The organism is Streptomyces solitudinis, from assembly GCF_036323765.1.
Classification (GTDB): domain Bacteria; phylum Actinomycetota; class Actinomycetes; order Streptomycetales; family Streptomycetaceae; genus Streptomyces.
The window spans coordinates 486,466-512,957 of sequence record NZ_JAZDCW010000002.1; the positions used below are offsets into that span (position 1 = coordinate 486,466).

The window sequence follows — 26,492 nt, forward strand, 5'->3', positions numbered from 1 at the left end:
CGGACCAGTCTAACCGCGCCCCCGGGAGCCGCCTCAGCCCAGGATGCGGGGGGACAGGGCGCCGCACGGCACGAGGTCCACCTCGGCTCCGGCGTCGCGCAGGTCGGTGAGCACCAGCTCGTCGTAGAGGAGCATGCCGGACTCGCCGGGCCAGGCGACCGCCCACAGCCACAGCCCGCACGCCTCCCCGGCGAACACCGCGCGGTCGTCGGGGGCGTCGGTGACCTGCCACAGCGGGGTGGGCCGTCCCGCCGCCATCACCTTGGCGACCGGCGGCCCGGAGACGTCCAGGCCGGGGCCCGGATCCGGGCCGGCCACGCCCGCGTACCGGGCGCCGAGCCCGACCCCCAGCTCCTCGGCGATCAGCAGCAGCTCCCCCGGGCCGCCCAGCGGCCCCGGCCCGGAGCAGGCGACGGCGGTGGCCCGGCCGCCGCTGCGGTCGTCACCGGCGCACGCGACCCCGGTGAACAGCCAGCCGACGGGCAGCGGCCACAGCATCCACACGGGCACCTGGGTACGGCCCATCACCACGCCGAGCGCCTCGACGCTGGGCGGCACCACCGGCTGGAGCGGGTGCACGGTGCCGTGTGCGTCGCACTGCCAGGAATCGGCGAAGAGGCCGGGTGCCCGCACCCTGCCACCGCACTTCGGGCAACTGGGTTCGCCCCTCATGACGCACCACGGTGCTCCCCCGCGCGGGCTTCGTCAAGGACGATCACCCGGTCAGGGGTACCGCCGTGCGGGAGGGGTCGCGCAGGTCGGTTCCGTGGGCGAGCCAGCGCTCCTCAAGCGCCTGCGCGCCGTGCACCCGCTTCCAGGCGGCCTCGGCGGGCGTCATCGGCAGGAGCGGCAGGAAGCGGACGGGCTCGCGCGGCGCGTCCAGCTGCAGGTCCTCGACCAGGCCGCCCGGTTCGGCCACCAGCACGGAGGTGAACGGCGCGCCGGGCCACAGCGGCTCCCCGACGTCCAGGGAGGCGCCGGGCGCCACGACGACGCCCTCGACCTGCGGGGAGGCGGCCAGGACGGCCAGGGGGCGCAGCACCTGGTCGGTGTCGGCCGCTCCGGGCCGGACCGACAGGACCAGTTCGGCGCGCGGGCCGCGCTCGGGGTCGGCGAGGGCGGCGGCCGGGTCGGTCATGGGGGCGGTGGACATGCCGAGGGTGGCGTAGCGCACCACGGGACGGCCGTCCGCGCCGGGCGGCGTCCCCGCGCCGGGGCCGGGGTCCACGAAGCGCAGGACTTCGATCCGGTCGGTGCCGAGGAAGGTCACGGCGGCCCGGGCGTCGGGGGCGCCGAGCGCGCTCCGCAGCCGGGCTTCGACCCGTTCACGAACGTCAGTCATGTGGCGAGTTTAGGCCGCGTATCCGTTGGGCAAAGAAGACGGCTGTTCCGGGCCCGGGAGGGTGGGAAGCCGGGAGTCGAGTGCTACGGTTGACCGACTGTCAAGGGCAGGTACCGAATCTTTCCCCCGCGGGGGCCGGCCGGAGGAGGTGGGGGCGGACATGGATCCCAGCCGACCGTGCAGTAGCAGCCCGTCCCCACTCCGGCAGCGGCCCTGCTGACGGCGCCCCGCGCGAAGCCCTCCGACGGCGTACCCCTCGTGTCCCGCGTCCCGCGCGGCCCCGGGCGGACCCCACCGGCCCCTTTGCCCGGCGCGCCGTGCCCGACAGCAGTCCGCCGCTGACGGCTCATTCCGCGTGACAGCCCGCGAGGGAGCCCAGCATGTCGATGATCCGTGATCTGCGGGCCGCCGTACGCCCCGCCCGGCGCCCCTTCCGCCGCGGCCTGACGGCGGGGCCCTACGAGCCCGCCGGCGGCACGGCCGCCTCCAGCGCGGTCGTGGACTGCGGCGTGTACCGCGACGGCCGCCGCGACCACGAGCGGTTCGCGCCCGGCGAGGCCCTGGAACGGGTACGCGGCCCGGAGGGCCGGGAGGCCGCCGCGTTCGTGTGGATCGGGCTGCACGAGCCGACCGGGGAGGAGTTCGCGGGCATCGCGCGCGACTTCGGCCTGCACCCGCTGGCCGTGGAGGACGCGGTCCACGCGCACCAGCGGCCGAAGCTGGAGCGGTACGACGACTCCCTGTTCACGGTCATCAAGACCATCCACTACCGGGCCGGCGCCGACCGCGCCGCGGGCAGCCAGGTGGTCGAGACGGGCGAGGTGATGTGCTTCACCGGCTCCGACTACATCATCACCGTCCGGCACGGGGCGCAGGGCTCGCTGCGCGGGCTGCGGCACCGGCTGGAGGACGATCCGGAGCTGCTGGCCAAGGGGCCGTCCGCCGTCCTGCACGCCATCGCCGACCAGGCCGTCGACGGGTACCTGGCCGTGGCCGACGCGGTGCAGGACGACATCGACGACGTGGAGATCGACGTCTTCTCCGAGACCCGCGGCGGCGGTGAGGCGGGCCGGATCTACCAGCTCAAGCGCGAGGTGCTCGGGTTCAAGCGGGCGGTGTCACCGCTGCTGCGCCCGATGCTCCAGCTGAGCGAGCGGCCGATGCGGGTCATCGACCCCGACATCCAGACGTACTTCCGGGACGTCGCCGACCACCTGGCACGGGTGAACGAGCAGGTGCTCGCCTTCGACGACCTGCTCAACTCCATCCTCCAGGCGAACCTGGCGCAGGCGACCGTCGCGCAGAACGAGGACATGCGCAAGATCACCGCCTGGGCGGCGATCTTCGCGGTGCCGACGATGATCGCCGGGGTCTACGGCATGAACTTCGACCACATGCCGGAGACCGAGTGGACGTACGGCTATCCGGCCGTCATGGTCGTCATCGTCTCCATCTGCGCCGCGATCCACCGGGGCTTCAAGCGGAACGGCTGGCTGTAGCGCCCGGCGCCGCGGTGCCCCCCTCGCCGCTCTTCCTGCCGCCCGCACCCGCGGCCGTCGTCACCGCCTCCTCGGGTCCGCCCGCGGCCGGGGCGGCGCCCGGGGCGCGCAGCACCAGCAGCAGCCCGGCGAGGATCACGCCGAGCGCCGGGTAGGCCACGGCGGGCGGGGTCTGGCCGAGCCAGAGCGCGGCGATCAGCGCGGCCCCCGGCGTCTCCAGCAGGATGGCGGTGGAGGTCACCGACGGGCCGAGTCCGTGCACGACGCGGTTGAGCAGCGAGTGGCCCAGGAGCTGTGCGGCCACGGTGAGCACGGCCAGTTTCAGCCACGTCTGCCCGCTGTAGCCGCCGCCCAGGTCACTCCCGCTGAGCAGGCAGGCGACCAGCAGCACCAGTGCCGTCGTGCCGTAGCAGACGAAGGTGTACGCGGTGGTGGTGGCCGTCCGGCGCACCTCGGCCCCCAGGAGCACGTAACCCGCGGCCGCCATGCCGCCGGCCAGGGCCAGGGCGTCCCCGGCCAGGGCGCGCGGGGACAGCGAGAGGTCCACGCCGGTCAGGAGCAGCACGCCGGCGAACGCCACCGCCGTGCCCGTCCACACCCCGGCCGACTGCCGGTGGCCGCGCAGCCTCAGCAGGACCGTGGTCCAGATCGGGGTGGTGGTCACCAGGGCCGTGGAGGAGGCGACGGACGTCATGTGGAGGCTGGGCAGCCACAGGGCGAAGTGCAGGGCGAGCAGCAGCCCGGCGGCCCCGGACAGCAGCACGGTACGGCGGCTGAGGCCGCGCAGCTCCGCGCGGTGCCGCAGCAGCGCGACCGGGGCCAGCACCCCGACGGCCATGGCGTTGCGCCAGAACGCTATGGCCAGAGCCGGGGCGGCGGTGGCCGCGATCAGCGGGGCGGACAACGAGATGCCCGAGACGGCGACGGCCAGCAGGAACAGGTCCGGTCCGTGGCCGTGCCGGCGCCCGGCCCCCACCGCGGAGGCGGTCAGGGGACGGCCTCGCTCCGCACTGCGCACCGGGCGCTCCTTCCGACGGGTGACTGACGGACTCCAGCGTAAGGCGCGTGGAACCGCGGTGGTACTGACCCCTCCCCCGGTCCGGCCCGCTTCCCCGCGCCCGCGTGCGCCCGGCCGCGGTGGTGCGGCGGCGCGGTAGGGTCGGCGCATGACCGAGACCGCCCCCGACGCCCTGTTCGAGCGGGCCCTCATCGAGGAGGCCGCGAAGAAGTCCGCCCTCGTGTGGGTGCGCGGGCCGCAGGGCCCGGCGCGCGCGCTGTGGCACGTCTGGCACGACGGCGCCGTCTGCCTCGTGGGGGACGGCCCCCTGGAACAGCCGCTGGAGGGCCTCGGGCTGCGCGACGGCGGCACGGCCACCGTCAGCGCCCGCAGCAAGGACAAGGGCGGGCGGCTGGTGGCCTGGCCCGCGCACGTGACCGAGCTGGAGCCGGGCGGCGCCGCCTGGGCGGCGGCGGCCGAGGAGCTGCGGGGCAAGCGGCTCAACGCGCCCGACTACGAGCAGGTCACCGAGCGCTGGGCGCGCGAGTGCCGGCTGCTGCGCCTGGCACCGGCCGGGGCGGCCGGACAGCGTCCCGGGGCGATGCCGGACGGCCGGGCGGCCGCGGCCCCGCTGCCGACCCCGGTCACGACGCGGCGCCCCGCCCCCGCCGGGCTGCCGAAGCTGCTGTTCCGCCGGGGCCGGGCCGCACGGGACTGACGCCGGGCACCGGACGCGCGGGCGGCGGACGCCCTCCCTACCCGGGGGGTGCCTCCCCGCCCTGGGTGGAGATCTCCTTGCCGTAGTCGACGATCTGGTCCTCCTGCGGGGCCCGCAGCGAGAACTGCTTGCCCCAGTCGGCCATCGTCAGGACGCCGGTGTCCCCGGCGCGCTCCAGGCGCAGCGGGAACGGTTTGCCGTCCAGGGAGACGTCCAGCACGCCGCCGCCCGCGGTGACCCGTACCGTGCGCACCCCGTCCACCTCGCCGCGCTCCCCCTTCGCCCGCTCCCCGCTCAGCGCCAGGACGCCGTCCAGCAGCACGTCCTTCTCGGTGAAGCCGCTGAGCTGCGCGTAGGCGGGGTCGCCCGGCGGCACCTTCACGTACTTGCCGTCCAGCTTGCCCGCCGCCTCGCGGTCGGCGGCGGACGGCTCCCCGTCCTCGTCGCCCTGCTGCGTCCAGAACGCGGCGTCCGCCTTGAGGTAGAGGTCCTCCCCGACGCGCAGCAGCTCGAACCGCGCGCCGCCCGCGGCGGAGACCTCGCCGATGCCGCCGTTGTCCTTGAGGCGCATGTCCAGGCGGTAGGTGCGGCCCTCGCTGACGAGGGTGCCGGTGAGCCGGACGGCGCCGGCCGCGTCGGCGGCGCGCAGCGCCCGCTCCTCGACCTGCGCGGCCGGCAGCTTGCCCACGCCGTTGGTGCCCGCATCCGGGTCCTCGGTGCCGCAGGCGGTGAGGACCGCCACGAGTCCCGCGCCGACCGCGCCCGTCGCAGCCGTCCTGACGAAGCGGAAGCGGTGGGTGGCGGCTGGCACGTCGGCGTTCCTCCGGGGCCTCGGGGCGTGGCAACGGCACCCTACCGCCCTCCGGCGGCGCCCCCTGCCGGTCCTGCTACGGGGACGGGCGCCGTACCATCGTCGTATGGCTACCGACACGTACGGACCCGCCCCCGCCGAGGAGGCGGTGCGCGCCGCCCTCGCGACGGTGAACGACCCCGAGATCCACCGCCCGATCACCGACCTGGGCATGGTGAAGTCGGTCGACGTCGCCGCGGACGGCTCGGTCGCCGTCGGCGTGTACCTGACCGTCTCCGGCTGTCCGATGCGGGAGACGATCACCTCCCGGGTCACCGAGGCCGTGAGCGCCGTCGAGGGCGTCACGGGCGTGTCCGTCGAGCTGGACGTGATGAGCGACGAGCAGCGCAGGGAGCTGGCCAGCACCCTGCGCGGCGGCCAGGCGGAGCGGGAGGTGCCGTTCGCCCAGCCGAACTCGCTGACCCGCGTGTACTGCGTGGCCTCCGGCAAGGGCGGCGTGGGCAAGTCGTCCGTCACCGTGAACCTCGCGGCGGCGATGGCCGCCGACGGCCTGAAGGTGGGCGTCGTGGACGCCGACATCTACGGCCACTCGGTACCGCGCATGCTGGGGACCGACGGCCGCCCGACCCAGGTCGAGGACATGATCATGCCGCCGTCGGCGCACGGCGTGAAGGTCATCTCCATCGGCATGTTCACCCCGGGCAACGCCCCGGTGGTGTGGCGCGGGCCGATGCTGCACCGCGCGCTCCAGCAGTTCCTCGCGGACGTCTACTGGGGCGACCTGGACGTGCTGCTGCTCGACCTGCCGCCGGGCACCGGTGACATCGCCATCTCCGTGGCGCAGCTCATCCCCAACGCCGAGATCCTCGTCGTCACCACGCCGCAGCAGGCCGCCGCCGAGGTGGCGGAGCGGGCCGGTTCGATCGCGGTGCAGACGCACCAGAAGATCGTCGGCGTCGTGGAGAACATGTCCGGGCTGCCGTGCCCGCACTGCGACGAGATGGTGGACGTGTTCGGCACGGGCGGCGGCGAGCGGGTCGCCGAGGGGCTGTCGCGCACCACCGGCACCACCGTGCCGGTGCTCGGGTCCATCCCGATCGACGTGCGGCTGCGCGAGGGCGGCGACGAGGGCAAGCCCATCGTGCTGACCGACCCCGAGTCGCCCGCGGGCGCGGCCATCCGTGCGGTGGCGGGCAAGCTGGGCGGGCGGCAGCGCGGCCTCCAGGGCATGTCGCTGGCGCTCACGCCGCGCAACAAGTTCTGACGCCCTCGGCCGTCCCGGGCGGGGCGCGGCTCAGCGCCCGCCCGCGGCCGGGGCGGCGTAGCCGGTTATGTCCTTCACCACGGAGAAGCCGAGCCCGTAGGCGCTCATCCCGCGCCCGTAGGCACCGATGTGGACGTCCTCCGGGGCCGTGCCCGCGAGCACCCAGCCGTAGGCGGACTCGCGGTAGTGGAACGGCGTCGGGACGCCGTCGACCGGCAGGGTCAGCGCCGTCCAGCCCTCGGCAGCGCCGTCGCCGAGCTGGTCGGCCAGGTCCCAGGCGACGGCGGTCTGCTGGTCCAGCCACTCCTGGCGCAGGGCCCGCTCCATGTGGGTGGGCCAGGTGCGCGACAGCAGCCCCGAACCGGCCAGCCAGGCCGCCGAGGAGACGGACGTCGCCTCCAGCATCCCGGTGCCGTCCGCGCTCTGCCGCGGCGGACGGCTGGCCACCGTCACCACGACGGTGAAGCGCTGCTCGTCGGGCTCCGTCTCCGTCCGCATCGACGGCTCCTCGCCGTGGCCGGTGGCCCCGTGCTCGACCGTGCCGTCCGCCGCCGCGCCGACCTGCATGAGCCAGCGCGGCCCGCTGAACGCCTCGTCCAGGCCGTACCAGGGGAAGGCTGCCATCAGGTACCCCTCGACGCCGCGGTGCGCGGCGGACGGGGCCGGTGCGTACGCCTGAGCCGGTGCCACCCGTCTGGTGCTCTCCATCTGCGCCACGCCTCCTCGCCGGTCCTGCCGGGGGTGCCGGTGCCGGCCGCCCCGGGCCCGGGAGCGGTTCCGCGCTCACGCGCGGCACGTTCCCGGACACAGGGAGGATAACTACCCGGGGAAGCCGGGTCCGATCAGGGATCAGTTGACCAGGTGAAAGGACCGGTCAGGTGGCGTCCGCGTCGAAGGGCGGCGGACCGTCCCCGGTGGAGGCGTCCTTCTTGCGCAGCAGGTCGGGCACGGCGGGGGAGGCGTCCGCCGAGGGGACCCCCGCCGGGGTCGCGCCCGCCGCCGGGACGGGGCCCGGCGCGCCGTTGCCGTTCACCGCGTCGGTGACCTCGGCCAGCTCTTTGCGCACGTCGAACTCGCGCAGGTCCTCGCGGATGTCGAGCGAGTTGCGCAGTTCCTTCAGGCCCAGCTCGTCGTTGCCCATCAGGTGCTTCTGGGCGAACCGCTTGGGGTGCAGGTCCTGGAACTCGAAGTCCTGGTAGTCGGGGCCCAGCTCCTTGCGGATGTCGTCCCTGGCGGTGTCCGAGAACTGCCGCACCTTGCGGATGAACCCGGCCACGTCCTGGATCAGCTTGGGCAGCTTCTCGGGGCCGAAGAGCAGTACGGCCAGGATGAACAGCACCGCGAATTCGAGGGCCCCTATGTCCATGAACACTGTGCCGCTCCTCCAGCTCCGTCCGGGACCGCCCAGACCCCTGCGTGTGGGGCTCACTCGCCCAGTACGTCACGGTACCTGGCCGGGGCCCCTCCCCGGGAGCGGCCCGCAGCCACGATCGCTCATCCCCCGCTCGCGGTGCCCAACGTCACAGTGACCGTCAGCTCCTCCTCCGCTCTGCGGACGGTCAACGCCAGCGCGTCGCCCGGCCGGTGGCTGCGGATCTTGACGATCAGCTCCTCGCCGGTGCGGACCAGGGCGTCGTCCACGGCGGTGATGACGTCGCCGTCCTCGATCCCCGCCTGGTCGGCCGGTCCACCGGGCACGACGGCGGGACGGTCGCCGTCCGGCACGCCGACCAGGGCGCCCTCCCCGGTGTAGGACATGTCCACGCTGACGCCGATCACCGGGTGGGTGGCCCGGCCGGTGTTGATCAGCTCCTCGGCCACGCGCTTGCCCTGGTTGATCGGTATGGCGAAACCGAGACCGATCGAGCCGCCCTGGGCGTCGCCGCCCGGCGTGCCCTCGACCGAGCGGATCGCGCTGTTCACGCCGATGACCCGGCCCCTGGCGTCCACCAGCGGGCCGCCGGAGTTGCCCGGGTTGATCGGGGCGTCCGTCTGGAGGGCGTCCACGTAGGCGATGTCGCTCGCGCCCCGCTCGCCGCCCGCCGTGATGGGACGCTCCTTGGCGCTGATGATGCCGGAAGTGACGGTGCCCGCCAGGTCGAAGGGCGCGCCGATGGCCACGACCGGGTCACCGACCTGGACCGTGTCGGAGTCGCCCAGCGGCAGCGGCCGCAGGCCCGAGACCCCGTCCACCTTGACCACGGCCAGGTCGTAGCCGCTGTCCCCGCCGATCAGCCGGGCACCGGCCGTCTCACCGCTGCTGAAGGTGACCTGTATCCGGCCGCCCTCCTCCGCGGGGCTCACCACGTGGTGGTTGGTGAGGATGTGGCCGCGCTCGTCCAGCACGAAGCCGGTGCCCGTGCCCTGGGAACCCGCACCGCGCACGTGCAGGGTGACCACGCCGGGCAGGGTGGCTGCGGCGATGCCCGCCACGCTGTCGGCGGGCCGCTCGGCGGACTCCGGCGGGGCCTGCGGCAGCGTCACCGTGCCCAGGCCGCCGGTGCGTTCGAGGTACGCCCCGAAGACGCCGCCCGCGCCGCCCGCCAGCAGGGCCAGCAGGACGGCCCCCGACACCAGGCGGCGCCGCCGGGGGCGCCCGGCCTCCGGGCGGGCCTCCGGCGCGGGGCGGGCCGGAGGCCCGGCCCACGGGTCGTACCCCCGCCACCCCGCCCCGCCGCGCGCGGCAGCGGCCGGTGCGGGGCTGCCCGGCGCCGGTGCGGAAGGAGCCGGCGCCGGGGCCGCCGCTGCGGGAGGGGCGCCCGGGGGCGGGGGCACCGGGGCGGTGGGCCGGGGGCGCTGGACGGGCGGCGCCGGGGACCACGGGCCGAGGTCGCCGTAGGGCGGCGTGGCGTACGGGTCCTCCCCGTGCAGCGGGGCGGGGCGCGGGGTGCCCGCCGCCGGGGCCGGGCGCGGACGGCTCCACCACGTCGGCTTCGTCCCGGCGCCCTCCGCCGCGTCCTCCATGGTCATCTCGCCCCACACTCACCCTCGTGCCGCGGGCCCGGCCCGCGCCCTGCGTCGACGCCCTGCATTGAACCAGGTACGCCGGACAGCGCGCAGTGGCCGCGGCTCAGGGGCGGTGGGAAACAGCCATCGGCGTCGTCCCGGGTGCCGGGGAGGGCCGCTTCACAGCGGTCGTCCGCAGCGTCGGCGGCGGGGCCAGGGCCAGGGGCGTCCCCGGCGCGTGCGCGGCCGGGACGCGCGCCGGGCGCAGCGGCCCCAGGTGCGGGGAGGAGGCGTAGGGCGCCGCGGCCCCGGGCAGCACCGGCGTCAGCCGGGGCGCTGCGGCGGCGGAGCCGGTGGGTCCGCTGGACGCGGCGCTGAGACCCGTGCCCCGCCCCAGCGGGACGACACCGGGGCCGGACGGCTCGTTGCGGCGGTCCGTGGGGCGTTCGACGCCGGCCGTGGGCCGCAGCGGAGCCGTGCCGGGGCCGCCCGCGTTCGCCGTGGAGCCGCCGGTGGTCGCGGCCGTGCCGAGGGCACCGCCGAGCGCGACGGCCGCCAGCGAGACGGCGCCCGCCGCGGCGAACGCGAACCGCCTGCCCCGGGACGCGGCCGCCGCCACCCGCTCCGGCTCGGGCGTGCGGTGCACCCGGAACCCGCGCTGCGGGGTGAGCAGGCCGCCGGACGCGTCCCCGCCGGGCAGCACGGACAGCGCGGGGCGCGGCGGCCGGCCGGCGCGGGGTTCCGCGGCGTCGTCACCGGCCGGGCCGCCGCCCTCGTCCACGGTGGCGGGCAGTGCCTGGAGCCGGGCGAGCAGCCCGTCCGAGGGCAGGGGGGGTGCGGCCACGGCGAAGAGGTTCTTGATCCGCCGCTGCGCCTCGGCCTCGTCCTTGCAGCCGCAGCAGGTGGCCAGGTGCGCGAGCACCCGCTCGCGCTCCTCGTGGCCGAGTTCGCCGTCGACGAGGGCGGCGAGCCGGTCGCCGAGGTGGTGTTCGGCCCTGGCGGGCCCGGTGGTGCCGCTCATGCGCCACCGCCCTCCCCCGGCAGCCCGGCCGGCACGGTGGCCGGCGCGCGGCGGGCGCCGCGCCGCGTGGGCGAGCGGTGCTGGAGCGCCTTGCGCAGGTGGGAGCGGCCCCGGTGGATGCGGCTGCGCACGGTGCCGAGCTTCACACCGAGCGTCGCGGCGATCTCCTCGTAGGACAGGCCCTCGATGTCGCACAGCACCACGGCGGCGCGGAACTCGGGCGCCAGGGTGTCCAGGGCCTGCTGCACGTCGGCGTCGAAGTGAGTGTCGTTGAAGTGCTGCTGCGGCGACGGCTCGCGGCTGGGCAGCCGCTCGGCGGCGTCGTCGGCGAGGGCGTCGAACCGGATGCGCTGCTTGCGGCGGACCATGTCCAGGAACAGGTTCGTGGTGATGCGGTGCAGCCAGCCCTCGAAGGTGCCGGGCGTGTAGGTGGACAGCGAGCGGAAGACGCGCACGAAGACCTCCTGGGTGAGGTCCTCGGCGTCGTGCTGGTTGCCGGTCAGCCGGTAGGCGAGGCGGTAGACCCGTGCGCTGTGGGTGCTGACGATCTCCTCCCAGGAAGGGGGAGTCCACGCCTGGCTGTCCGCATCAGTGGCGAAGGTGGCCCGCGCGGCGGGCACGGCGGCGGATGCGGAGTCGGTGGCCCGGCGGTGGTCAGCGGTGTCGGTCACGGATGGTGGCTCGGCGGACGACCTGCGGAAGTACCTCAGCACCCCCCGGTCACCGCATGGAGCCGCACCTCCCCTTGTGGCTCTGGTGGTGTCCAGTGGAGCCCCTACCATAGCCACCTCGCCCGTTAGTTCCGGATAAGCATCTTTGACCTGCTTTTCGGTTCTCGGGTGCGGCGGCGGCGCGCTGATCGGGGGCCCGCCGTGCGCCTGCCCGCGATCGCCCCCGCCTCACCTGCCCCCTTCAACGCGCGGTGCCATCAGCGGGTTCCCGGGGCAGCGGATACAGTCACGGTTGCGTGGTCCACGGGGACAGGAGAGGGAGATTACCGGCAACCGGCTGACGAGCTGGGCGTTCGCCGATGCGTACGGCGGGGAGAACCCCGACAGCGCGGTGCACGCCGCCCTGTCCTGGGCCCGTGACCGGGGCAGGGACGCGGGGCTGCGGCCGGTCTCCGACGGCACCGGGGCGGCGCTGCGGCTGCTGGCCGCCGTCACCGACGCCAAGGCGGTCGCCGAGATCGGCACCGGCACCGGCGTCTCCGGACTGCACCTGCTGCACGGCATGCGCCCCGACGGGGTGCTGACGACGGTGGACACCGAGCCGGAGTGCCAGCAGTTCGCCCGGCAGGCGTTCCGCGCCGCCGGATTCGCCGGGAACCGGGCGCGGTTCATCCCCGGCAAGGCGCTGGACGTGCTGCCGCGGCTCGCCGACGGCGGCTACGACCTCGTCTTCTGCGACGGCGACCGGTCCGAGTACCCCTCCTACCTCGGTGAATCGTTGCGCCTGCTGCGGCCCGGCGGGCTGGTGTGCTTCGAAGGGGTCTTCGCCGACGGCCGCACCGTGGACTCGGGCGCGCAGCCGGGCGAGGTGCTGGCGCTGCGCGAGCTGCTGCGCACCGTGCGGGACAGCCACGGGCTGCTGTCCTCGCTGCTCCCGGTCGGGGACGGTCTCCTGTGCGCGGTCAAGCGCGGCTGAGCCCGCCCGGGGCCGAGCGGAGCCGGTACGCCGCCGCCCCCGCAGGCGCGCGACGCGCGTGCGGGGGCGGCGGCGGTTCACCGGTACCGGCTGGGGAGTTTCAGTCGCAGACCTTCTTGATCTCCTCGCCCAGAGCGACCGCCTCGTCGGGGGTCAGCTCGACCACGAGCCGCCCACCGCCTTCGAGCGGAACGCGCATGATGATGCCCCGCCCCTCCTTGGTCACCTCGAGCGGGCCGTCACCCGTCCGCGGCTTCATGGCCGCCATGCTCGTTCCCCTTCCTGAAACCAGCTCATCGTCAGCCGACGGCCCCCTGCAAAGGCACGTGTCACCGGCGTCGAACAGATTGCTTCCTGGCCATTATCCCGCATCCCGTGACCCGATGACCAACATCGGTCGGCATATCCTCAAGGAGCTGACCACGCAAAACCGCCCAATACGGCGATCGGGCGGCAATCCTCCGGCCGGGCGGTGCCCCGCCGGTTTGACGCAGGTCACACCGGGGTCCGTATGTCGGTGCCCGGTGATCTCCGCCATGCTGGGCGCATGGCCGACACCGTGCGCTACGACCTGACCGAGGGGCTCGCGACCCTCACCCTCAACCGCCCCGACGCGATGAACGCGCTGGACACCGAGCTGAAGGAGACGCTGCGGGACGCCCTGCGGGAGGCGGCGGCCGACGACGCCGTGCGCGCCGTGCTGCTGACGGCCACGGGCCGCGCCTTCTGCGTGGGCCAGGACCTCAAGGAGCACGTCGGCATCCTCCAGGCGGGCGGCGGCGACGCGCTGCGCACCGTCGAGGAGCACTACAACCCCATCACGCTGGCCATCGCGGGCATGCCCAAGCCGGTGGTGGCCGCCGTGAACGGCGTCGCCGCCGGGGCGGGAGCGGGCTTCGCCTTCGCCGCGGACTACCGGGTGATCGCGGACACGGCGGCCTTCAGCACCGCGTTCGCCGGGGTGGCCCTGTCCACCGACTCCGGGATGGCCTGGACGCTGCCGCGCCTGGTCGGCCCGGCCCGCGCTGCCGACCTCCTGCTGTTCCCCCGCACCGTCAAGGCCGCCGAGGCGCTGGAGCTGGGGCTCGCCCACCGTGTCGTCCCGGCCGCGGAACTGGCCGCCGAGGCCGGGGCCGTGGCCCGGAAGCTGGCCGCGGGACCGACGGCCGCCTACGCCGCGATGAAGGAGGCGCTCGCCTTCGGGGCCTCGCACTCGCTGGCCCAGACCCTCGACAAGGAGGCCGCGCTCCAGCGCGCGGCGGGGGCCTCGGCGGACCACCGCATCGCGGTGGAGGCGTTCGTGCGCAAGGAGCAGCCCCGCTTCACCGGCCGCTGACCGCGCGGGCCGGGGGCGCGTCCGTCCCGGGGGGGCCGGGGCGCGTCAGCGGTAGGCGCAGTCGGCCAGGTGGTCGTTGACCAGGCCGCACGCCTGCATCAGCGCGTAGGCGGTGATGGGGCCGACGAAGCGCAGTCCGCGGCGCTTGAGCGCGCCGGCCAGCGCCGCGGACTCGGCGGTGCTGGCCGGGACGTCGGCCAGGCGCGCCGGAGCGGGCCGCGGGCCGGGCGCGTGGGACCACACCAGGGCGTCCAGCTCCCCCGGCCCCCAGGCGTCGAGCACCCGGGCGTTGGCCAGCACGGCGTCGATCTTGGCCCGGTTGCGGATGATGCCCGCGTCCGCCAGCAGCCGGGCGCGGTCGGCGGCGCCGAACTGGGCGACCTCCGCGATGCGGAATTCCGCGAAGGCCGCCCGGAAGCCCTCGCGGCGGCGCAGGATCGTCAGCCAGGACAGCCCGGACTGGAACGCCTCCAGGCACAGCCGCTCGAACAGCGCGTCGTCACCGCGCACGGCCCGGCCCCACTCGGCGTCGTGGTAGGCGGTGTAGTCGGGCGGGCCGGCGCCCCAGGGGCAGCGCGGGAGGCCGTCGGGCCCGGCCACGGCGTCCGTCACCGGTGCGTCCGTCACCGCTGCTCCTCCTCCTGGTCCGGCTGGCCCGACTGCCCGGACTGGCCCGCCGCCTCCGGGTGCCCGGCGGGCTCCGACGCCTCCACTGCCCCCGCCGCGGGCCGCCCGTGGTGCGCGGCCCCGGGCAGCAGGTCCGTGCGGCCCAGCGCGGTGGCCTGCGCCCCGGCCAGCGCCGCCTCCAGCTCCGCGATGCGGGCGTCCCGCTCGGCCAGCTCGGCGGCGAGCCGGTCCAGGGCGTCGTCCACCTCGCTCATCCGGTAACCCCGCAGGGCCAGGGGCAGGCGCAGCGCGGCCACGTCGGCACGGCCCACGGGCCGCTCCGGGGGCAGCGGCACGGCCGCCTGGACGGGCACCGGGTCGCTCAGCCCGCCGCGCGCGCGCCCGGTGCCGTCGTCGCTCCCCACCACGGCCAGCACGAGGGCGCCGACCACCACCAGCAGTGCGAGCAGCAGGAACCAGAACACGGCGATCTCCCCGGCCTTGCGGTCAATACGGTCCGGCACTGATCGTGCCACGTCCCGCCGACGGCTAGGGTCGGCGGCAGGGCGCGCGCGACGGGCCGAGGGACGGCGCGAGAGGGAGACGGATGCTGCGGCTGGGACGGCGGGAGTTCGGGAGCCACGAACCGGTGATCATGGCGATCGTGAACCGGACCCCCGACTCGTTCTACGACCGAGGCGCCACCTTCCGCGACGCACCGGCGCTCGCCCGCGTGGAGCGGGCGGTGGCCGAGGGCGCCGCGATCGTGGACGTGGGCGGCGTCAAGGCGGGGCCGGGCGAGGAGGTCAGCACGGCGGAGGAGATCCGCCGCACGGCCTCGTTCGTGGCACGGGTCCGCGAGCGCCACCCGGACGTCGTCATCAGTGTGGACACCTGGCGGCACGAGGTCGGCGAAGCGGTGTGCGAGGCCGGTGCGGACCTGCTGAACGACGCCTGGGGCGGCGTGGACCCGCGCCTCGCGGAGGTCGCGGCGCGGTACGGGGCGGGGCTGGTGTGCACGCACGCGGGCGGCGCGCAGCCGCGCACCCGTCCGCACCGGGTGGCGTACGACGACGTGATGGCCGACGTCCTGCGCACCACCGTGGGCCTCGCGGAGCGGGCCGTCTCCCTCGGGGTGCCGCGCGAGTCGGTGCTCATCGACCCGGGGCACGACTTCGGCAAGTCCACCCGGCACTCGCTGGAGGCGACCCGCAGGCTCCCGGAGATGGCGGCGACGGGCTGGCCCGTGCTCGTCTCGCTGTCGAACAAGGACTTCGTCGGGGAGACGCTGGACCGGCCGGTGAAGGAGCGCCTGCTGGGCACCCTGGCCACCACCGCCGTCTCGGCCTGGCTCGGCGCCCGGGTGTACCGGGTGCACGAGGTGGCCGAGACGCGGGAGGTGCTGGACATGGTGGCCTCGATCGCCGGGCACCGGCCCCCGGCCGTCGCCCGGCGCGGGCTGGCCTGAGCGGGCGGGCGCGGGCGGGCCCGGGCGGGCTGTGCGGGCGGGCGGGCCGTCACTTGGTGACGAGCGCGACCGCCTCGTCCACGTCGTCGGTGAGGTGGATCAGGTCCAGGTCACCGGGTGAGACCTTGCCCTCGGCGGCGACCGTGTCGCGCAGCCAGCCGAGCAGGCCCTCCCAGTAGGCCGAGCCGTAGAGCACGATCGGGAAGCGCGTCACCTTGCGCGTCTGCACCAGGGTGATGGCCTCGAACAGCTCGTCCAGCGTGCCCATACCGCCGGGCAGGACGACGAAGCCCTGCGCGTACTTGACGAAGCAGGTCTTGCGCACGAAGAAGTAGCGGAAGTTCACGCCCAGGTCGACGTACTGGTTCAGGCCCTGCTCGAAGGGCAGCTCGATGCCGAGCCCCACCGAGGTGCCGCCCGCCTCGGACGCGCCCCGGTTGGCCGCCTCCATCGCCCCGGGGCCGCCACCGGTGATCACCGCGAACCCGGCCTCGGTCAGCGCCCGCCCGATCGCCATGCCCGTCGCGTACTCGGGCGAGCCCTCGTGCGTCCTGGCCGAGCCGAAGACGCTCACGGCCGGCCCGATCTCGGCCAGCGCGCCGAAGCCCTCCACGAACTCGGACTGGATGCGCAGCACCCGCCAGGGGTCCTGGTGGACGAAGTCGCCGGGGCCGCGCGCCTCCAGCAGCCGCTGGTCGGCCGTCCCGTCGAGCGTCTGCCCGCGGCGGCGCACGACCGGGCCGAGGTGCTGCTCGCGCGGCTCGCGCTCCGGCTGCGGCCCGTCCTGCGGGCCGGGCTGCGGGCCCCTCTCCTGCGCCGTGCTGCTCATGTGCTGCTCCCTCCACCGCGTTACGTCGGCACAGCCTACGCAGGTGGAGGTGTCGCGCACCGGAATCCCGGGCGTACGGACACCGCCGCGGCAGCGGTCGCCCGGGCTCCGGGGCACGCGCGGGGCCGCTCCCGGCTCATCCGGCCAGCCAGGCGCGCAGCCGCTCCTCGCAGTGCACGATGAGCGCTTCCTCCACCCGCTCGTCGACCTTGTGCGCCAGGTTCGGTTCGCCGGGCCCGTAGTTGACCGCGGGCACGCCGAGCGCGCTGAACCGGGAGACGTCCGTCCAGCCGAACTTCGGCCGCGGCGTCCCGCCCACGGCGGCGACGAACGCGGCCGCCGCCGGGTGGCCCAGCCCCGGCAGGGCGCCGCCGGAGTGGTCGTCCACGACCAGCTCGTCGACCGGGCAGTCCGCGAAGACCTCCCGGACGTGGGCGAGCGCCTGCTCCTCGGTGAGGTCGGGCGCGTAGCGGTAGTTGACGGTGACGGTGCAGGCGTCGGGGATGACGTTGCCCGCGACGCCGCCCTCGACGCGCACGGCGTTCAGGCCCTCCCGGTACTCCAGGCCGTCGATGGTGACCCGGCGCGGCTCGTAGGCGGCGAGCCGGGCCAGGATCGGGGCGGCCTGGTGGACGGCGTTCTCGCCGAGCCAGCTCCGCGCGGAGTGGGCGCGCGTCCCGGTGGTGCGCAGCAGCACCCGCAGCGTGCCCTGGCAGCCGCCCTCGACCTGCCCGCTGGAGGGCTCCAGGAGCACGGCGAAGTCCCCGGCCAGCCATGCGGGGCGGGCCGCGGCCAGGTGGCCGAGGCCGTTCCGGCTCGCCTCGACCTCCTCGTTGTCGTAGAAGACGAAGGTGAGGTCGCGGTTGGGTTCGGGGACGGTGGCCGCGATGCGCAACTGCACCGCGACGCCCGCCTTCATGTCAGAGGTGCCGCAGCCCCACAGGAAGCCGTCGGCGTCCCGCCGGGAGGGGAGGTTGCCGGCCAGCGGCACGGTGTCGAGGTGGCCGGCCAGCACCACGCGTTCGGCCCGGCCCAGCGCCGTGCGGGCGACGACGTTGTTGCCGTACCGGTCCACGGTGAGGTGCGGCAGGCCGCGCAGGGCCTCCTCCACCGCGTCGGCGAGCGTCTCCTCGTCACCGCTGACGGAGGGGATGTCGACGAGTTGCGCGGTGAGCCGGGCGGCATCCTGGTGCAGGTCGAGCGTGTTCGGCGCCATGGCCCGAGCCTACCGGCGGCGGCCGGGCCCCCGCCCCGCGGTCACGGCCTAAGCTGACGCCATGGGTGAGGCGCGCGGGAGGCGGGGCGTGCGATGGCTGCGGGCCGTCGCCGCGGGCGCCGTGCTGCTGGCACTGGCCGGGTACCTGGTGGTCCAGTACACGACGACGGACGGGCCGCCGCGCTGCGTGGTGCAGGGGCCCGACGACCGGGAACCGTACGAGCTGGAGCCGGAGATGGCCCGCAACGCCGCCACCATCGAGGCGGTCGCGGCGGCCCGGGGGCTGCCGGAACGGGCGGTGACCATAGCCCTGGCCACCGCCATGCAGGAGTCCGCCCTGCGCAACATCGGTCACGGCGACCGGGATTCGGTCGGGCTGTTCCAGCAGCGTCCCTCGCAGGGCTGGGGCACGGTGGAGGAGATCATGGACCCGGTGTACGCGGCCGGGAAGTTCTACGACCACCTGGTCGAGGTGCCCGGCTACACGCGGCTGCCGCTGACCGTCGCCGCCCAGCGGGTGCAGCGCAGCGGCTTCCCGCAGGCGTACGCGAAGCACGAGCCGCAGGCCGGTCAGCTGACCGCCGCCCTCACCGGCCGCGCCGCCGCCTCCCTCCACTGCACCGGGGCCACCGCACGGGCCGGTGACGCCGACCGGGTGCGGGAGAAGCTCGTCCGCGAGTTCGGCGCGGAGGTGCTGCCGCCCGGGGACGTGACCGCGGGCCGGGCCGCCGCGCCCGCGGGCCCGGGCGCGGCGGCGCCGGACGCCCTGGTGATCCCGGTCCCGGCCGGGCGGCCGCAGGCCGGGGCCGGGGCCGAGGGCGCCACCCGGCGCGGCTGGGAGCTGGCGCACTGGTCGGTCGTGAACGCGTCGGAGCTGGGCATCGCCCGCGTCACCTACGGCGACCGGACGTGGGACGCGCAGGACGCGGCGGCGGGCTGGACGGACGCGGACGGCCCCGGTTCGCCGGACGTGCGGCTGACGCTCGCGCGGTGACCGTCCGGCAGCTTCACCCGGAAGGGGCACACCGGGCCACCGGCGGCTGACGGCCCGCGGGGGCGGGCGCTGCGGACCCCGCGCGCCCCCGGATCCCTTGCGGCCACTGGGCAGCGAGGTGCCCAACGCCCGTACCGCCGCCGGGTATTGCCCGCTTTGCCGCACCCATATCATGCGACGCATTACGAATCCTTTACCTGGCGGGGCCGCAACCTTCGCACCCCCCGAGGCGATAGGCACAGCGTCCACGGGGCAGCACCCCGGGTCCAGAACACCAACCTCCCCGCCAAAGGAGCATCATGTCCCTCACGCGCCGGATCGCCCAGAGCGCCCTGCTGACGGCCGCAGGCGCCGCCTCCGTCATCGGCGCCGCCGCCGGCTCGGCCCAGGCCGTCCAGCTGCCCGCCACTCCCGACCTCGGTGGGGTCAGCAACCTGGACAACCTCGACGCGGAGAACGCCGGCGAGGGTCTCGACAGCGCGGCGCGCAGCGTCACCTCCCTGGCCGGCGAGGCCGGCGGCGAGGCCGTGCGCCAGGGCGTCCCGGCCGCCGGGGAGACCGTCGGCACCCTCGGCAAGGCGGCCCTCCCCCTCGCCCAGGACACCACCGGCACCGCCACCGGCGCCTCCGGCGAGCTGCTGGGCAAGGCCGCCACCACCGTCACCGACGGCGGGCTGCCCACCGAGTCGCTGACCAGCGCCGTGCCGCTGGGCGCCGACTCGCTCACCGGCGGCTCCCTCAACGGCCTGCCGCTGGGCTGACGACCGGCCTGGCGACAGGCAGGCGCCCCGCGCCCCGCACCTCCCCATGGCGAGGGCCCCGGACACCGCACAGGGTGTCCGGGGCCCTCGTGCGCCGGGTGCCGGTCAGTCCGCCAGGCGCCGGACCGCCTCGGCGACCCGCTCGTCGGTGGCGGTGAACGCCACCCGCACGCAACGCTCGCCGGCCGCCCCGTAGAAGTCGCCCGGTGCGACGAGCACCCCGCGCGCCGCCAGGTCGCCGACCGTCTCCCAGCAGGGCTCATCACGGGTGGCCCACAGGTACAGCGACGCCTCGCTGTGCTCGATCCGGAAGCCGCGCTCCTCCAGCGCGGCGCGCAGCGCGGCACGCCGGGCGGCGTACCGCTCCCGCTGCGCGGCCACGTGGGCGTCGTCCCCCAGTGCCGCGATGGTGGCGGCCTGCACGGGGGCGGAAACCATCATCCCGCCGTGCTTGCGGACCGTGAGCAGCTCGCCCAGCACCGACGCGTCCCCGGCGAGGAACGCGGCCCGGTAGCCGGCCAGGTTGGACCGCTTGGACAGCGAGTGCACCGCGACGACTCCCTCGTGGCTCCCCCCGCAGACGTCCGGGTGCAGTACGGAGACGGGCTCGGCGTCCCAGCCCAGCTCCAGGTAGCACTCGTCACTGAACACCAGGACGCCGTGCTCCCGGGCCCAGGCGACGGTCTCGCGCAGCTCCGCGGCGCCCAGGACCCGCCCGGTGGGGTTGGACGGGGAGTTCAGCCACAGCAGCCGCAGCCCCGCCGGGTCCAGCTCCAGCGGGCTGTCGTAGACGACGGGCTCGGCCCCGGCCAGCCGCGCGCCGACCTCGTACGTCGGGTAGGCCAGCCGGGGGTGGGCCACCCGGTCCCCCGGGCCCAGTCCGAGCTGGACGGGCAGCCAGGCGACCAGCTCCTTGGAGCCGACCACGGGGAGCACGTTCCCGTGCGTCAGGCCGCGCGCCCCCAGCCGCCGCCCGCACCAGCCGGTGATCGCGTCCCGCAGCGCGGGCGTCCCCCACACCGTCGGGTAGCCGGGACGGTCGGCGGCGTCGGCCAGGGCCCGCTGGACCACCCCGGGCACCGGGTCCACGGGCGTGCCGACGGACAGGTCCACGATGCCGTCCGGGTGCGCGGCGGCCGTCGCCTTGTAGGGCTCCAGCCGGTCCCAGGGGAAGTCCGGCAGGCGGGAGGAGAGGGGGGACGGGGAGGACACGTGCTGTCTCGCTTTCTGCGCCCGCTGCCGCGGGCCGTGCTGATCGCCTGGTTCGTCGCCGTGAAACACCGCGGTCCCGCACGGCGTGTGCCGTGCGGGACCGCGGGGTGGCACCGGGCCGCCCGTGGGCGTTCCCGGCGCCGCCGTCTCACTCGTCGTGCTCCTGCGGCGGCAGCGCCGCGATGACGGGGTGGTCCCGGTCGATCAGGCCGAGCTTGCTGGCCCCGCCGGGCGAGCCCAGCTCGTCGAAGAACTCGACGTTGGCCTTGTAGAAGTCCTGCCACTCCTCCGGGGTGTCGTCCTCGTAGAAGATCGCCTCCACCGGGCAGACCGGTTCACAGGCCCCGCAGTCGACGCATTCGTCCGGGTGAATGTACAAGGACCGCTTGCCCTCGTAGATGCAGTCGACGGGGCACTCCTCGATGCATGCCTTGTCCTTCAGGTCGACACAAGGCTGCGCGATGACGTAGGTCACGCTGTCGTTCCTCCTCGGTAGGGCCATTCGCGCGGGAGCGCGGCGTCGTCGATGCCCGCATCTAGTATCGCCGTTCTTGGGCACGAGACGAACAAGAGGGTCTGACAGAGCAGTGGAATTCACCATGAGCGGACGTCTTGAAGTGCGCATCGGCGCTGACGACGTGGGGAAACGTGTCTCCGTGCGAAGTTTGACCGATTCCCCTGAGGCCGGTCCCGCGTTCACCGATGCCGTCGGGGTTCTCACGTCGTGGACCGGTGGTGTGCTCTGCGTCACCCGGCGCAACGGTGACGTGGCGCGCATCGCCGAGGACCGGCTCGTCGCCGGGAAGGTCGTCCCCGCCGCCCCCGCCCGGCGCCGGGGGCTGCCGTCGGCCGGGGCCCGCGAGCTGTCCCGGGCCGCCGCGCGGGCCTGGCCGCCGGTGGAGCGCGAGGAGCTGGGCGGCTGGACGCTGCGGGCGGCCGGCGGTTTCACCCGCCGGGCGAACTCGGTGCTGCCGCTGGGCGAACCGGGCCTGCCGCTGGACGCCGCCCTGGACCACGCCCGCCGCTGGTACGCGCGGCGCTCCCTGCCCGCCTACGTGCAGGTGACCACCGGGGCCGAGGACGCCGACGAGCGGCTGGCGGCGGCACTGGACGAGCGGGGGTGGACGCGGGAGGTGTCCGCCGAGGTGTGGGTGGCCGGACTCGCGCCGCTGGCCGACCTGGCCGCCCGGCCGCCCGGCGGCCCGGTGCCGCCGGTGCGGCTCAGCCGGACGGCGGACGCGGCGTGGCTGCGCCGCTACCAGCGCGTCGGGCGGCCCGCGCCCGAGGTGCTGCACGTGCTCGGCGGCGGGCCTTCGGTGTGGTTCGCGGCGATCGGCGGCGCGCAGGACGGGCCCGCCGCGATCGGACGGTGCGTGGTGGACGGGCGCTGGGCGGGCTTCTCGGCGGTCGAGGTGGACCCGGGACACCGGCGCGGCGGCCTGGCGACCGCGGTGATGGCGGCCCTCGCCGACCGGGCGCTGGCCGAGGGCGCCTCGGCCGCCCACCTCCAGGTCGAGACCGGCAACACCGCGGCCCGCGCGCTGTACGGCGGCCTGGGCTTCGCCCCCCACCACAGCTACCACCACTACCGCGCACCCGAGCGCTGAGGAGCCACCGACGATGCCCAGCGACGACACCGGCGGCCGCACGCACGACGACGGGCGGCCCGACGCGCTGTACGCCCGGTTCGCGGCGGCGGCCCGGGCGGAACGGCCCGACCTGGCGCTGCTGTGCCTCCTGGTCGAGGCCGTCGCCCTGCGGGAGCGGAACCGGGCGGCCACGGCCCGCGGCACCGGGCCGACGGACGTGGAGCCGACGGAGGTGGAGCTGACGGAGGTGGAGCTGACGGAGACGGGGCCGGCGGACGCCGGGCCGGGCGGCGGCGGAGCGGACGACGTGGTGGACCGGGCGCAGGTCGAGCTGGACCGGCTCACCGGCACGCTGCCGTACGCCGCCCACCGCACCCCCGCGCAGTGGGCGCGGGCGCTCTCCCGGCTCCTCGGCGACCAGGAGGGCTTCCACGGCGCCCCCGCCGACTACGAACGGCTGGACTCCTCACTGCTCGGCGCGGTGCTGCGGCGGCGGCGCGGGCTGCCGATCCTGCTGTCGGTGGTGTGGATGGAGGTCGCCCGGCGGGCCGGGGCCCCGGTGCACGGCGTGGCGCTGCCGGGCCACTTCGTCGTCGGGTTCGGGCAGCCGGGCGGTCCGGACCAGGTGCTGGCCGATCCGTTCGCGGGCGGCGCCGTGCTCTCGGGGGAGGAGGTGGACGCCCTGGTCGCCCGAGCCACGGGCGGCCCACCTGCGCCGTCCGTCATGCGGCCCGCCGATCCGCTGGCGATCGTGCGGCGCGTCCTGGACAACATCCGTGTCTGGGCGGCGGCCCGGCCCGAGCGCGCTCCCGTGCGGCTGTGGGCGGTGGAACTGTCGCTGCTGCTGCCGCACCACTCCGCGCACCTGCGGCAGGAGCGCGCCCGGCTGCTGGTGGAGCGGGGCGACTTCCTCGCGGGCGCGGGAGCGCTGGAGGAGTACGCCGAGCTGGTGGCCGGCGTGGAGCCCCGGGTGGCGGACGACGCCCGCCGGGAGGCCCGCGCCGCGCGGGCCCGGCTGAACTGAGCCGGGTCCGCGCGGCGGTGCGGGTTACTGCGGGTCCAGCTCGATGACGCCGACGCGCTGCGCCGGGTCCGTCTCCAGCAGCGCGGGGCGCAGGGCACCGACCACGTCCTGCGGGGTGACGGGCGTCCGGGTGCCGTCGGCACGGGCGACCGTGACGCCGTCGAACGTCCCCCCGTAGAGGGCCTCCAGCTCCTTCAGGTCGTAGTGGTCGACGAGCGTGCCGTCCGCGTCGGGCCGCATGGAGAGGAACTTGGGCAGGGAACGCTCCGGGCTGAAGCTGATCTCCGCGGCACCCGCCCGCACGGTGACCAGCCCGGACATCGCGGGCTCCCCGAACTCCTCGATCGCCCGCTGGAGTTCCTGCTCGGTCACCTTCGGCGACTGCTCCGAGACGGGCAGCGGGACGACGGCGTCGTTGCCCGTCTCGGCACGCTGCCGGTAGGCGCGCTCCACGGCGGCGGCCGACTCGGCCGGGTCAACGGCCTCCCGGCTCTGCCCCGGTACGGCGATGGCCTGCCCGTTCTCGAACTTCACCATGCCGTCCCGCTCGGCCCCGGCCCCGCCGGTCAGGTCGTCCAGCGCGGCCCGCAGCTTCTCGTCGTCCACGGTGAACACCGGCTCGGCCGCCCGCTCGCCGCCGACCAGCGAGCTGATCACGGCGACCGGGTTGTACTCGCGGCCCGAGACGCCCGCGACCGTGCTCTCCACGTCCAGGGACAGCCCGGCGACGCTGGGCTTGAGCTCGTGCTCGGTCCCGGCGACGTCGAGGGTCAGCGGAGCGCTCGTCCGGTCGGCGAGCCGCCGCTCCAGCGTGCTGACCGCCTCCGCCTGGGAGGTGCCGCCGATGTCGACACCCAGCACCGTCGTGCCGTTGGGCACGTCGGCGTGGTTGAGCAGCAGCCCGGCGCCGTAGGCGGTGCCGAGCACGCCGAAGACGGCCACGCCGAGCAGCACCAGCTTGGAGCGGCCCTTCTTCGGCTTCCGCTGCGCAGCGGCGGGTGCGGGCGCGGGCGGTTCGGGGGAGTCGTCGGGTCCGGCGCCGTCGTCCCGCACGGGCGGTTCCGCGGGGCCGCCGTGGGGGCCGGGCCCGCCGTGCGGTGCGGCCTCGTCCCCGTACGGGCCGGTGCCGGGCGGCGTCGTCAGGGACGGCCCTCCGGGCACCCGGGGCGGCACGACGGGGATGCCGCCGGGCGCGGTGTCGCCGACCCGCTGCGGGAACGGCTCCGCCGGGCCGCGCTCGTACGCGTCGCCACCGCCGTGCGGAGTGCCGTCGTACGCGTCACCGGGCGGCGGAGCCGCCGCCGCAGGCGGCCCCTGCCCGGCGGGCGGTCCGGGCTGCTGCTGCGCGGCTCCGTTGTCGCGGAACTGCGGGGGCAGCAGCGGCATTCCGCCGGTCGCCGGACCCGTCGTCGGCCCGCTCGGCTGCGCCGGGGGGCCGTCGAGGCCGGGGAGGCTCGGGGCGGCGCCCCGCGGCGCACCGCCGGGCTCGCCGGGCGGCAGGTCGCGGCCGCCCGGCTCCTGCGCCGGGTGGGGCTCCGGCGGTTCGTCGCCGGGCTGGGCCGGCGGCTTGCGCGGGGCGAACCAGGAGCTGGTCTCCCGGGCTCCGGACCCGCCGTCGGTGCCGTCCGGGGCGGTCGCGGTGCCGTCCCGGACGGCACCGGACGCGTCACCGGTGCCCTGGGCGTTCCCGGGCTCCTCGGCGCTCTCGTCCACCGGCTTGCGCATGACCACCGGCGGGATCGGCCGGGAGCCGGGGATGTTGATCCGGATGCGGGTGGTCAGCGTGGCTTCGGTCTTCGGCTCGTCCGGTGCGTTGCCCCTCGGATACGAGCTGTCAGTTTCACGGCTCAAAACAGGATCTCCCGGTTGGGTACGCCGCACTCATCTCGTCGCGATGGTGTTGCGAGTACGGCTCGCCGGCGCCGCCTACTTTACTGGGGGCGTCCGGCGAGGTCTCCGGGACGGCCGAAACCTGCCCGTCCGGGCGGTGCGACGGTGGCGCAGATCACAGCCAGGATCATGCCGCCGTAGAGGTACGCGTAGGAGCTGACGCCCGTTCCGAACAGGAAGTCACCCTCGGGGCGGGCCCACAGGAGCAGTACGAGGACGCTGAGCGTCCAGGCGACGGCCGGGACGGCGGCGCCCGCCCGGGTGCCCGTCGCCAGGGCGCCGCCGACGCAGACGGCGGCGGTCCCGGCGAGCGCCAGCAGCACGCCGCCGGGCGCCCAGGCGGCGTGCACCAGGGTGCCGGCCGCTCCGGCCGCGGCGCCGAGCACGGCGAGGCCCGTGTGGGCCGCCAGCCGGGCGGTGTTCACGCGGTCACCCCCGCGAAGAGGTCGTCCCCCGGGACGGGCGGCGGCCGCTCGCCGTCCGGCAGCCGGTAGCACTCGACGGTGTGCAGCGGCTGCCCGAGGTGGTTGGACAGCGCGAACCAGCCCTCGCGCACGGTGATCTGGGTGGCGTGCGCCCGCATGGCCGCCGCCTTGGCGGCCGCGGCCGCGGCTCCGCCGTCGACGCGCACGGCGACCTCGGCGTCGTCCACCACGCCGGGGACGTCGGCGGCCGTGGCCGTCTGCGGGAAGGGGTTGCCCGCGAACGCCTGCGGGGTGACGGCCGAGCGGGGTACGCAGTTCCAGTAGATGCGGGCGACGCGGTGCGGTGGGCGCCCGTCGTCGAACGCCGGGTCGGCGGCCAGTCCGGCCGCGCGCATGGCCACGCGGTGTGCCTGGACGTGGTCGGGGTGGCCGTAGCCGCCGTCGGGTCCGTAGGTCACCATGACCTGCGGCCGGGCCTGCCGCAGGATCTCCGCGAGCAGGCCCGCCGCCTCGTCCACGGGGGCCTGCCAGAAGCACTCGGGGCGCTCGTTGGCCGGTGTGCCCGTCATGCCGCTGTCCCGGTACCAGCCGGGACCGCCGAGGAAGTGGTGGTCGGTGACCCCGAGTTCGCGCAGGGCGGCGCGCAGCTCGCCGATGCGGTGCGGGCCGAGCGCGTCCTCCCGGTCGGGCGCCAGGTGGGCGAGGGCGGGCGGGATGACCTCGCCCTCCTCGCCCAGGGTGCAGGTGACCAGCGTGACCTGGGCACCTTCGGCGGCGTACCGGGCCATGGTGGCGCCGTTGTTGATCGACTCGTCGTCCGGGTGGGCGTGGACGAGCAGCAGGCGGCGCTCGGAGGGCGGAGCAGGCGCAGTCATGCGGCCGAGCCTACGCGCCCCG

At 75.8% G+C, this 26,492-nt stretch carries 29 protein-coding genes; 10 read left to right on the top strand and 19 right to left on the bottom strand.

The features are described from left to right. Nucleotides 1-33: 33 nt before the first annotated feature. Both V1J52_RS05810 and V1J52_RS05815 read right to left on the bottom strand, forming a co-directional pair. Nucleotides 34-672, bottom strand: a complete 639-nt coding sequence (locus V1J52_RS05810; protein ID WP_330138502.1) for a DUF6758 family protein — start codon at nucleotides 670-672, stop codon at nucleotides 34-36. Between the two features lie 43 nt (nucleotides 673-715). Next, nucleotides 716-1,342, bottom strand: a complete 627-nt coding sequence (locus V1J52_RS05815) for a suppressor of fused domain protein (protein ID WP_330138503.1) — start codon at nucleotides 1,340-1,342, stop codon at nucleotides 716-718. Between the two features lie 380 nt (nucleotides 1,343-1,722). On the opposite strand from V1J52_RS05815, the gene V1J52_RS05820 reads away from it, so the two are divergent. Beyond that, on the top strand, nucleotides 1,723-2,841 hold the full coding sequence (locus V1J52_RS05820) for a magnesium and cobalt transport protein CorA (protein WP_330138504.1): 1,119 nt from the start codon (nucleotides 1,723-1,725) through the stop codon (nucleotides 2,839-2,841). Here V1J52_RS05820 and V1J52_RS05825 read toward each other — a convergent pair. Then, nucleotides 2,819-3,832 (bottom strand): DMT family transporter, encoded by a 1,014-nt coding sequence (locus tag V1J52_RS05825; RefSeq protein WP_330138844.1) that lies wholly within the window; start codon nucleotides 3,830-3,832, stop codon nucleotides 2,819-2,821. The genes V1J52_RS05820 and V1J52_RS05825 overlap by 23 nt on opposite strands. Nucleotides 3,833-4,007: 175 nt before the next feature. On the opposite strand from V1J52_RS05825, the gene V1J52_RS05830 reads away from it, so the two are divergent. Next, the gene (locus V1J52_RS05830; protein WP_330138505.1) at nucleotides 4,008-4,556 is read left to right on the top strand and encodes a hypothetical protein; all 549 of its coding nucleotides are present in this window, start codon (nucleotides 4,008-4,010) and stop codon (nucleotides 4,554-4,556) included. 37 nt (nucleotides 4,557-4,593) lie between these two features. Here V1J52_RS05830 and V1J52_RS05835 read toward each other — a convergent pair whose 3' ends face one another. Further along, nucleotides 4,594-5,367 (bottom strand): hypothetical protein, encoded by a 774-nt coding sequence (locus V1J52_RS05835; RefSeq protein WP_330138506.1) that lies wholly within the window; start codon nucleotides 5,365-5,367, stop codon nucleotides 4,594-4,596. A 106-nt stretch (nucleotides 5,368-5,473) separates the two neighbouring features. Between V1J52_RS05835 and V1J52_RS05840 the strand changes: the two genes are divergently transcribed. Beyond that, nucleotides 5,474-6,631, top strand: coding sequence for an Mrp/NBP35 family ATP-binding protein (locus tag V1J52_RS05840; RefSeq protein WP_330138507.1), 1,158 nt, complete (start codon nucleotides 5,474-5,476; stop codon nucleotides 6,629-6,631). A gap of 30 nt (nucleotides 6,632-6,661) precedes the next feature. On the opposite strand, the gene V1J52_RS05845 is transcribed toward V1J52_RS05840, so the two are convergent. From V1J52_RS05845 to sigE, 5 genes are all read right to left on the bottom strand, one after another. Beyond that, nucleotides 6,662-7,339: a hypothetical protein gene (locus tag V1J52_RS05845; protein WP_330138508.1), complete on the bottom strand. Its 678-nt coding sequence runs from the start codon at nucleotides 7,337-7,339 to the stop codon at nucleotides 6,662-6,664. 166 nt (nucleotides 7,340-7,505) lie between these two features. Continuing rightward, complete coding sequence (locus V1J52_RS05850) at nucleotides 7,506-8,003, bottom strand: sec-independent translocase (protein WP_330138509.1); 498 nt, start codon at nucleotides 8,001-8,003, stop codon at nucleotides 7,506-7,508. 122 nt (nucleotides 8,004-8,125) lie between these two features. Next, a complete protein-coding gene (locus V1J52_RS05855) occupies nucleotides 8,126-9,601 on the bottom strand; it encodes a S1C family serine protease (RefSeq protein WP_443075723.1) in 1,476 nt (491 codons plus the stop codon). A gap of 100 nt (nucleotides 9,602-9,701) precedes the next feature. Continuing rightward, the gene (locus V1J52_RS05860) at nucleotides 9,702-10,598 is read right to left on the bottom strand and encodes an anti-sigma factor family protein (protein WP_330138510.1); all 897 of its coding nucleotides are present in this window, start codon (nucleotides 10,596-10,598) and stop codon (nucleotides 9,702-9,704) included. Continuing rightward, complete coding sequence (sigE, locus tag V1J52_RS05865) at nucleotides 10,595-11,380, bottom strand: RNA polymerase sigma factor SigE (RefSeq protein ID WP_330138511.1); 786 nt, start codon at nucleotides 11,378-11,380, stop codon at nucleotides 10,595-10,597. The genes V1J52_RS05860 and sigE overlap by 4 nt, the downstream gene beginning before the upstream one ends. A 181-nt stretch (nucleotides 11,381-11,561) precedes the next feature. Between sigE and V1J52_RS05870 the strand changes: the two genes are divergently transcribed. Next, a complete protein-coding gene (locus V1J52_RS05870; RefSeq protein WP_330138512.1) occupies nucleotides 11,562-12,245 on the top strand; it encodes an O-methyltransferase in 684 nt (227 codons plus the stop codon). 100 nt (nucleotides 12,246-12,345) lie between these two features. Here the strand turns inward: V1J52_RS05870 and V1J52_RS05875 are convergent, their stop codons facing one another. Continuing rightward, nucleotides 12,346-12,513 carry a DUF3117 domain-containing protein gene (locus V1J52_RS05875; protein ID WP_219047977.1) on the bottom strand — a complete coding sequence of 56 codons (168 nt, stop codon included), beginning with the start codon at nucleotides 12,511-12,513 and terminating at the stop codon, nucleotides 12,346-12,348. A gap of 279 nt (nucleotides 12,514-12,792) precedes the next feature. On the opposite strand from V1J52_RS05875, the gene V1J52_RS05880 reads away from it, so the two are divergent. Further along, nucleotides 12,793-13,581 carry an enoyl-CoA hydratase-related protein gene (locus V1J52_RS05880; protein ID WP_330138513.1) on the top strand — a complete coding sequence of 263 codons (789 nt, stop codon included), beginning with the start codon at nucleotides 12,793-12,795 and terminating at the stop codon, nucleotides 13,579-13,581. A gap of 45 nt (nucleotides 13,582-13,626) precedes the next feature. Here V1J52_RS05880 and V1J52_RS05885 read toward each other — a convergent pair whose 3' ends face one another. Further along, nucleotides 13,627-14,208, bottom strand: coding sequence for a DNA-3-methyladenine glycosylase I (locus V1J52_RS05885; RefSeq protein ID WP_443075724.1), 582 nt, complete (start codon nucleotides 14,206-14,208; stop codon nucleotides 13,627-13,629). Then, nucleotides 14,205-14,711 (bottom strand): DivIVA domain-containing protein, encoded by a 507-nt coding sequence (locus tag V1J52_RS05890; RefSeq protein WP_443075725.1) that lies wholly within the window; start codon nucleotides 14,709-14,711, stop codon nucleotides 14,205-14,207. Before V1J52_RS05890 ends, V1J52_RS05885 begins: the two co-directional genes overlap by 4 nt. Before the next feature lie 83 nt (nucleotides 14,712-14,794). Here V1J52_RS05890 and folP point away from each other — a divergent pair, with 83 nt between their 5' ends. Next, complete coding sequence (folP, locus tag V1J52_RS05895) at nucleotides 14,795-15,655, top strand: dihydropteroate synthase (protein ID WP_330138514.1); 861 nt, start codon at nucleotides 14,795-14,797, stop codon at nucleotides 15,653-15,655. A 49-nt stretch (nucleotides 15,656-15,704) separates the two neighbouring features. Here the strand turns inward: folP and V1J52_RS05900 are convergent, their stop codons facing one another. Together V1J52_RS05900 and dapE are read right to left on the bottom strand one after the other, a co-directional pair. Next, nucleotides 15,705-16,484: an LOG family protein gene (locus tag V1J52_RS05900; protein WP_330138515.1), complete on the bottom strand. Its 780-nt coding sequence runs from the start codon at nucleotides 16,482-16,484 to the stop codon at nucleotides 15,705-15,707. Nucleotides 16,485-16,620: 136 nt separating this feature from the next. Continuing rightward, on the bottom strand, nucleotides 16,621-17,700 hold the full coding sequence (gene dapE, locus V1J52_RS05905) for a succinyl-diaminopimelate desuccinylase (protein WP_330138516.1): 1,080 nt from the start codon (nucleotides 17,698-17,700) through the stop codon (nucleotides 16,621-16,623). Between the two features lie 61 nt (nucleotides 17,701-17,761). Between dapE and V1J52_RS05910 the strand changes: the two genes are divergently transcribed. Together V1J52_RS05910 and V1J52_RS05915 are read left to right on the top strand one after the other, a co-directional pair. Continuing rightward, nucleotides 17,762-18,694 (top strand): VldE C-terminal domain-containing protein, encoded by a 933-nt coding sequence (locus V1J52_RS05910; RefSeq protein WP_330138517.1) that lies wholly within the window; start codon nucleotides 17,762-17,764, stop codon nucleotides 18,692-18,694. Nucleotides 18,695-18,993: 299 nt separating this feature from the next. Beyond that, nucleotides 18,994-19,455: an ATP-binding protein gene (locus V1J52_RS05915; RefSeq protein WP_330138518.1), complete on the top strand. Its 462-nt coding sequence runs from the start codon at nucleotides 18,994-18,996 to the stop codon at nucleotides 19,453-19,455. Between the two features lie 105 nt (nucleotides 19,456-19,560). Here V1J52_RS05915 and dapC read toward each other — a convergent pair whose 3' ends face one another. Together dapC and fdxA are read right to left on the bottom strand one after the other, a co-directional pair. After that, on the bottom strand, nucleotides 19,561-20,667 hold the full coding sequence (gene dapC, locus V1J52_RS05920) for a succinyldiaminopimelate transaminase (protein ID WP_330138519.1): 1,107 nt from the start codon (nucleotides 20,665-20,667) through the stop codon (nucleotides 19,561-19,563). Nucleotides 20,668-20,815: 148 nt separating this feature from the next. Continuing rightward, nucleotides 20,816-21,142: a ferredoxin gene (fdxA, locus tag V1J52_RS05925; RefSeq protein ID WP_211042065.1), complete on the bottom strand. Its 327-nt coding sequence runs from the start codon at nucleotides 21,140-21,142 to the stop codon at nucleotides 20,816-20,818. A gap of 112 nt (nucleotides 21,143-21,254) precedes the next feature. Here fdxA and V1J52_RS05930 point away from each other — a divergent pair, with 112 nt between their 5' ends. Both V1J52_RS05930 and V1J52_RS05935 read left to right on the top strand, forming a co-directional pair. Beyond that, complete coding sequence (locus V1J52_RS05930) at nucleotides 21,255-22,274, top strand: GNAT family N-acetyltransferase (RefSeq protein WP_330138520.1); 1,020 nt, start codon at nucleotides 21,255-21,257, stop codon at nucleotides 22,272-22,274. 13 nt (nucleotides 22,275-22,287) lie between these two features. Continuing rightward, on the top strand, nucleotides 22,288-23,280 hold the full coding sequence (locus V1J52_RS05935; RefSeq protein ID WP_330138521.1) for a transglutaminase family protein: 993 nt from the start codon (nucleotides 22,288-22,290) through the stop codon (nucleotides 23,278-23,280). Between the two features lie 24 nt (nucleotides 23,281-23,304). On the opposite strand, the gene V1J52_RS05940 is transcribed toward V1J52_RS05935, so the two are convergent. From V1J52_RS05940 to mshB, 3 genes are all read right to left on the bottom strand, one after another. Next, nucleotides 23,305-25,131: a peptidoglycan binding domain-containing protein gene (locus tag V1J52_RS05940; RefSeq protein WP_330138522.1), complete on the bottom strand. Its 1,827-nt coding sequence runs from the start codon at nucleotides 25,129-25,131 to the stop codon at nucleotides 23,305-23,307. An 80-nt stretch (nucleotides 25,132-25,211) separates the two neighbouring features. Continuing rightward, nucleotides 25,212-25,595 (bottom strand): DUF6113 family protein, encoded by a 384-nt coding sequence (locus tag V1J52_RS05945; RefSeq protein WP_330138523.1) that lies wholly within the window; start codon nucleotides 25,593-25,595, stop codon nucleotides 25,212-25,214. Beyond that, nucleotides 25,592-26,470 (bottom strand): N-acetyl-1-D-myo-inositol-2-amino-2-deoxy-alpha-D-glucopyranoside deacetylase, encoded by an 879-nt coding sequence (gene mshB, locus V1J52_RS05950; RefSeq protein WP_330138524.1) that lies wholly within the window; start codon nucleotides 26,468-26,470, stop codon nucleotides 25,592-25,594. Before mshB ends, V1J52_RS05945 begins: the two co-directional genes overlap by 4 nt. Between the last annotated feature and the right edge of the window lie 22 nt (nucleotides 26,471-26,492).

Coding starts and splice junctions, on each gene's coding strand:
- V1J52_RS05880 (WP_330138513.1), top strand. CDS start 12,793: ATGGCCGACACCGTGCGCTACGACCTGACCGAGGGGCTCGCGACCCTC.
- V1J52_RS05900 (WP_330138515.1), bottom strand. CDS start 16,484: ATGAGCAGCACGGCGCAGGAGAGGGGCCCGCAGCCCGGCCCGCAGGAC.
- V1J52_RS05830 (WP_330138505.1), top strand. CDS start 4,008: ATGACCGAGACCGCCCCCGACGCCCTGTTCGAGCGGGCCCTCATCGAG.
- mshB (WP_330138524.1), bottom strand. CDS start 26,470: ATGACTGCGCCTGCTCCGCCCTCCGAGCGCCGCCTGCTGCTCGTCCAC.
- V1J52_RS05860 (WP_330138510.1), bottom strand. CDS start 10,598: ATGAGCGGCACCACCGGGCCCGCCAGGGCCGAACACCACCTCGGCGAC.
- V1J52_RS05910 (WP_330138517.1), top strand. CDS start 17,762: ATGGGTGAGGCGCGCGGGAGGCGGGGCGTGCGATGGCTGCGGGCCGTC.
- sigE (WP_330138511.1), bottom strand. CDS start 11,380: ATGGTAGGGGCTCCACTGGACACCACCAGAGCCACAAGGGGAGGTGCG.
- V1J52_RS05935 (WP_330138521.1), top strand. CDS start 22,288: ATGCCCAGCGACGACACCGGCGGCCGCACGCACGACGACGGGCGGCCC.
- V1J52_RS05810 (WP_330138502.1), bottom strand. CDS start 672: ATGAGGGGCGAACCCAGTTGCCCGAAGTGCGGTGGCAGGGTGCGGGCA.
- V1J52_RS05855 (WP_443075723.1), bottom strand. CDS start 9,601: ATGACCATGGAGGACGCGGCGGAGGGCGCCGGGACGAAGCCGACGTGG.
- V1J52_RS05875 (WP_219047977.1), bottom strand. CDS start 12,513: ATGGCGGCCATGAAGCCGCGGACGGGTGACGGCCCGCTCGAGGTGACC.
- V1J52_RS05915 (WP_330138518.1), top strand. CDS start 18,994: ATGTCCCTCACGCGCCGGATCGCCCAGAGCGCCCTGCTGACGGCCGCA.
- dapE (WP_330138516.1), bottom strand. CDS start 17,700: ATGGCGCCGAACACGCTCGACCTGCACCAGGATGCCGCCCGGCTCACC.
- V1J52_RS05840 (WP_330138507.1), top strand. CDS start 5,474: ATGGCTACCGACACGTACGGACCCGCCCCCGCCGAGGAGGCGGTGCGC.
- V1J52_RS05815 (WP_330138503.1), bottom strand. CDS start 1,342: ATGACTGACGTTCGTGAACGGGTCGAAGCCCGGCTGCGGAGCGCGCTC.
- folP (WP_330138514.1), top strand. CDS start 14,795: ATGCTGCGGCTGGGACGGCGGGAGTTCGGGAGCCACGAACCGGTGATC.
- V1J52_RS05820 (WP_330138504.1), top strand. CDS start 1,723: ATGTCGATGATCCGTGATCTGCGGGCCGCCGTACGCCCCGCCCGGCGC.
- V1J52_RS05845 (WP_330138508.1), bottom strand. CDS start 7,339: ATGGAGAGCACCAGACGGGTGGCACCGGCTCAGGCGTACGCACCGGCC.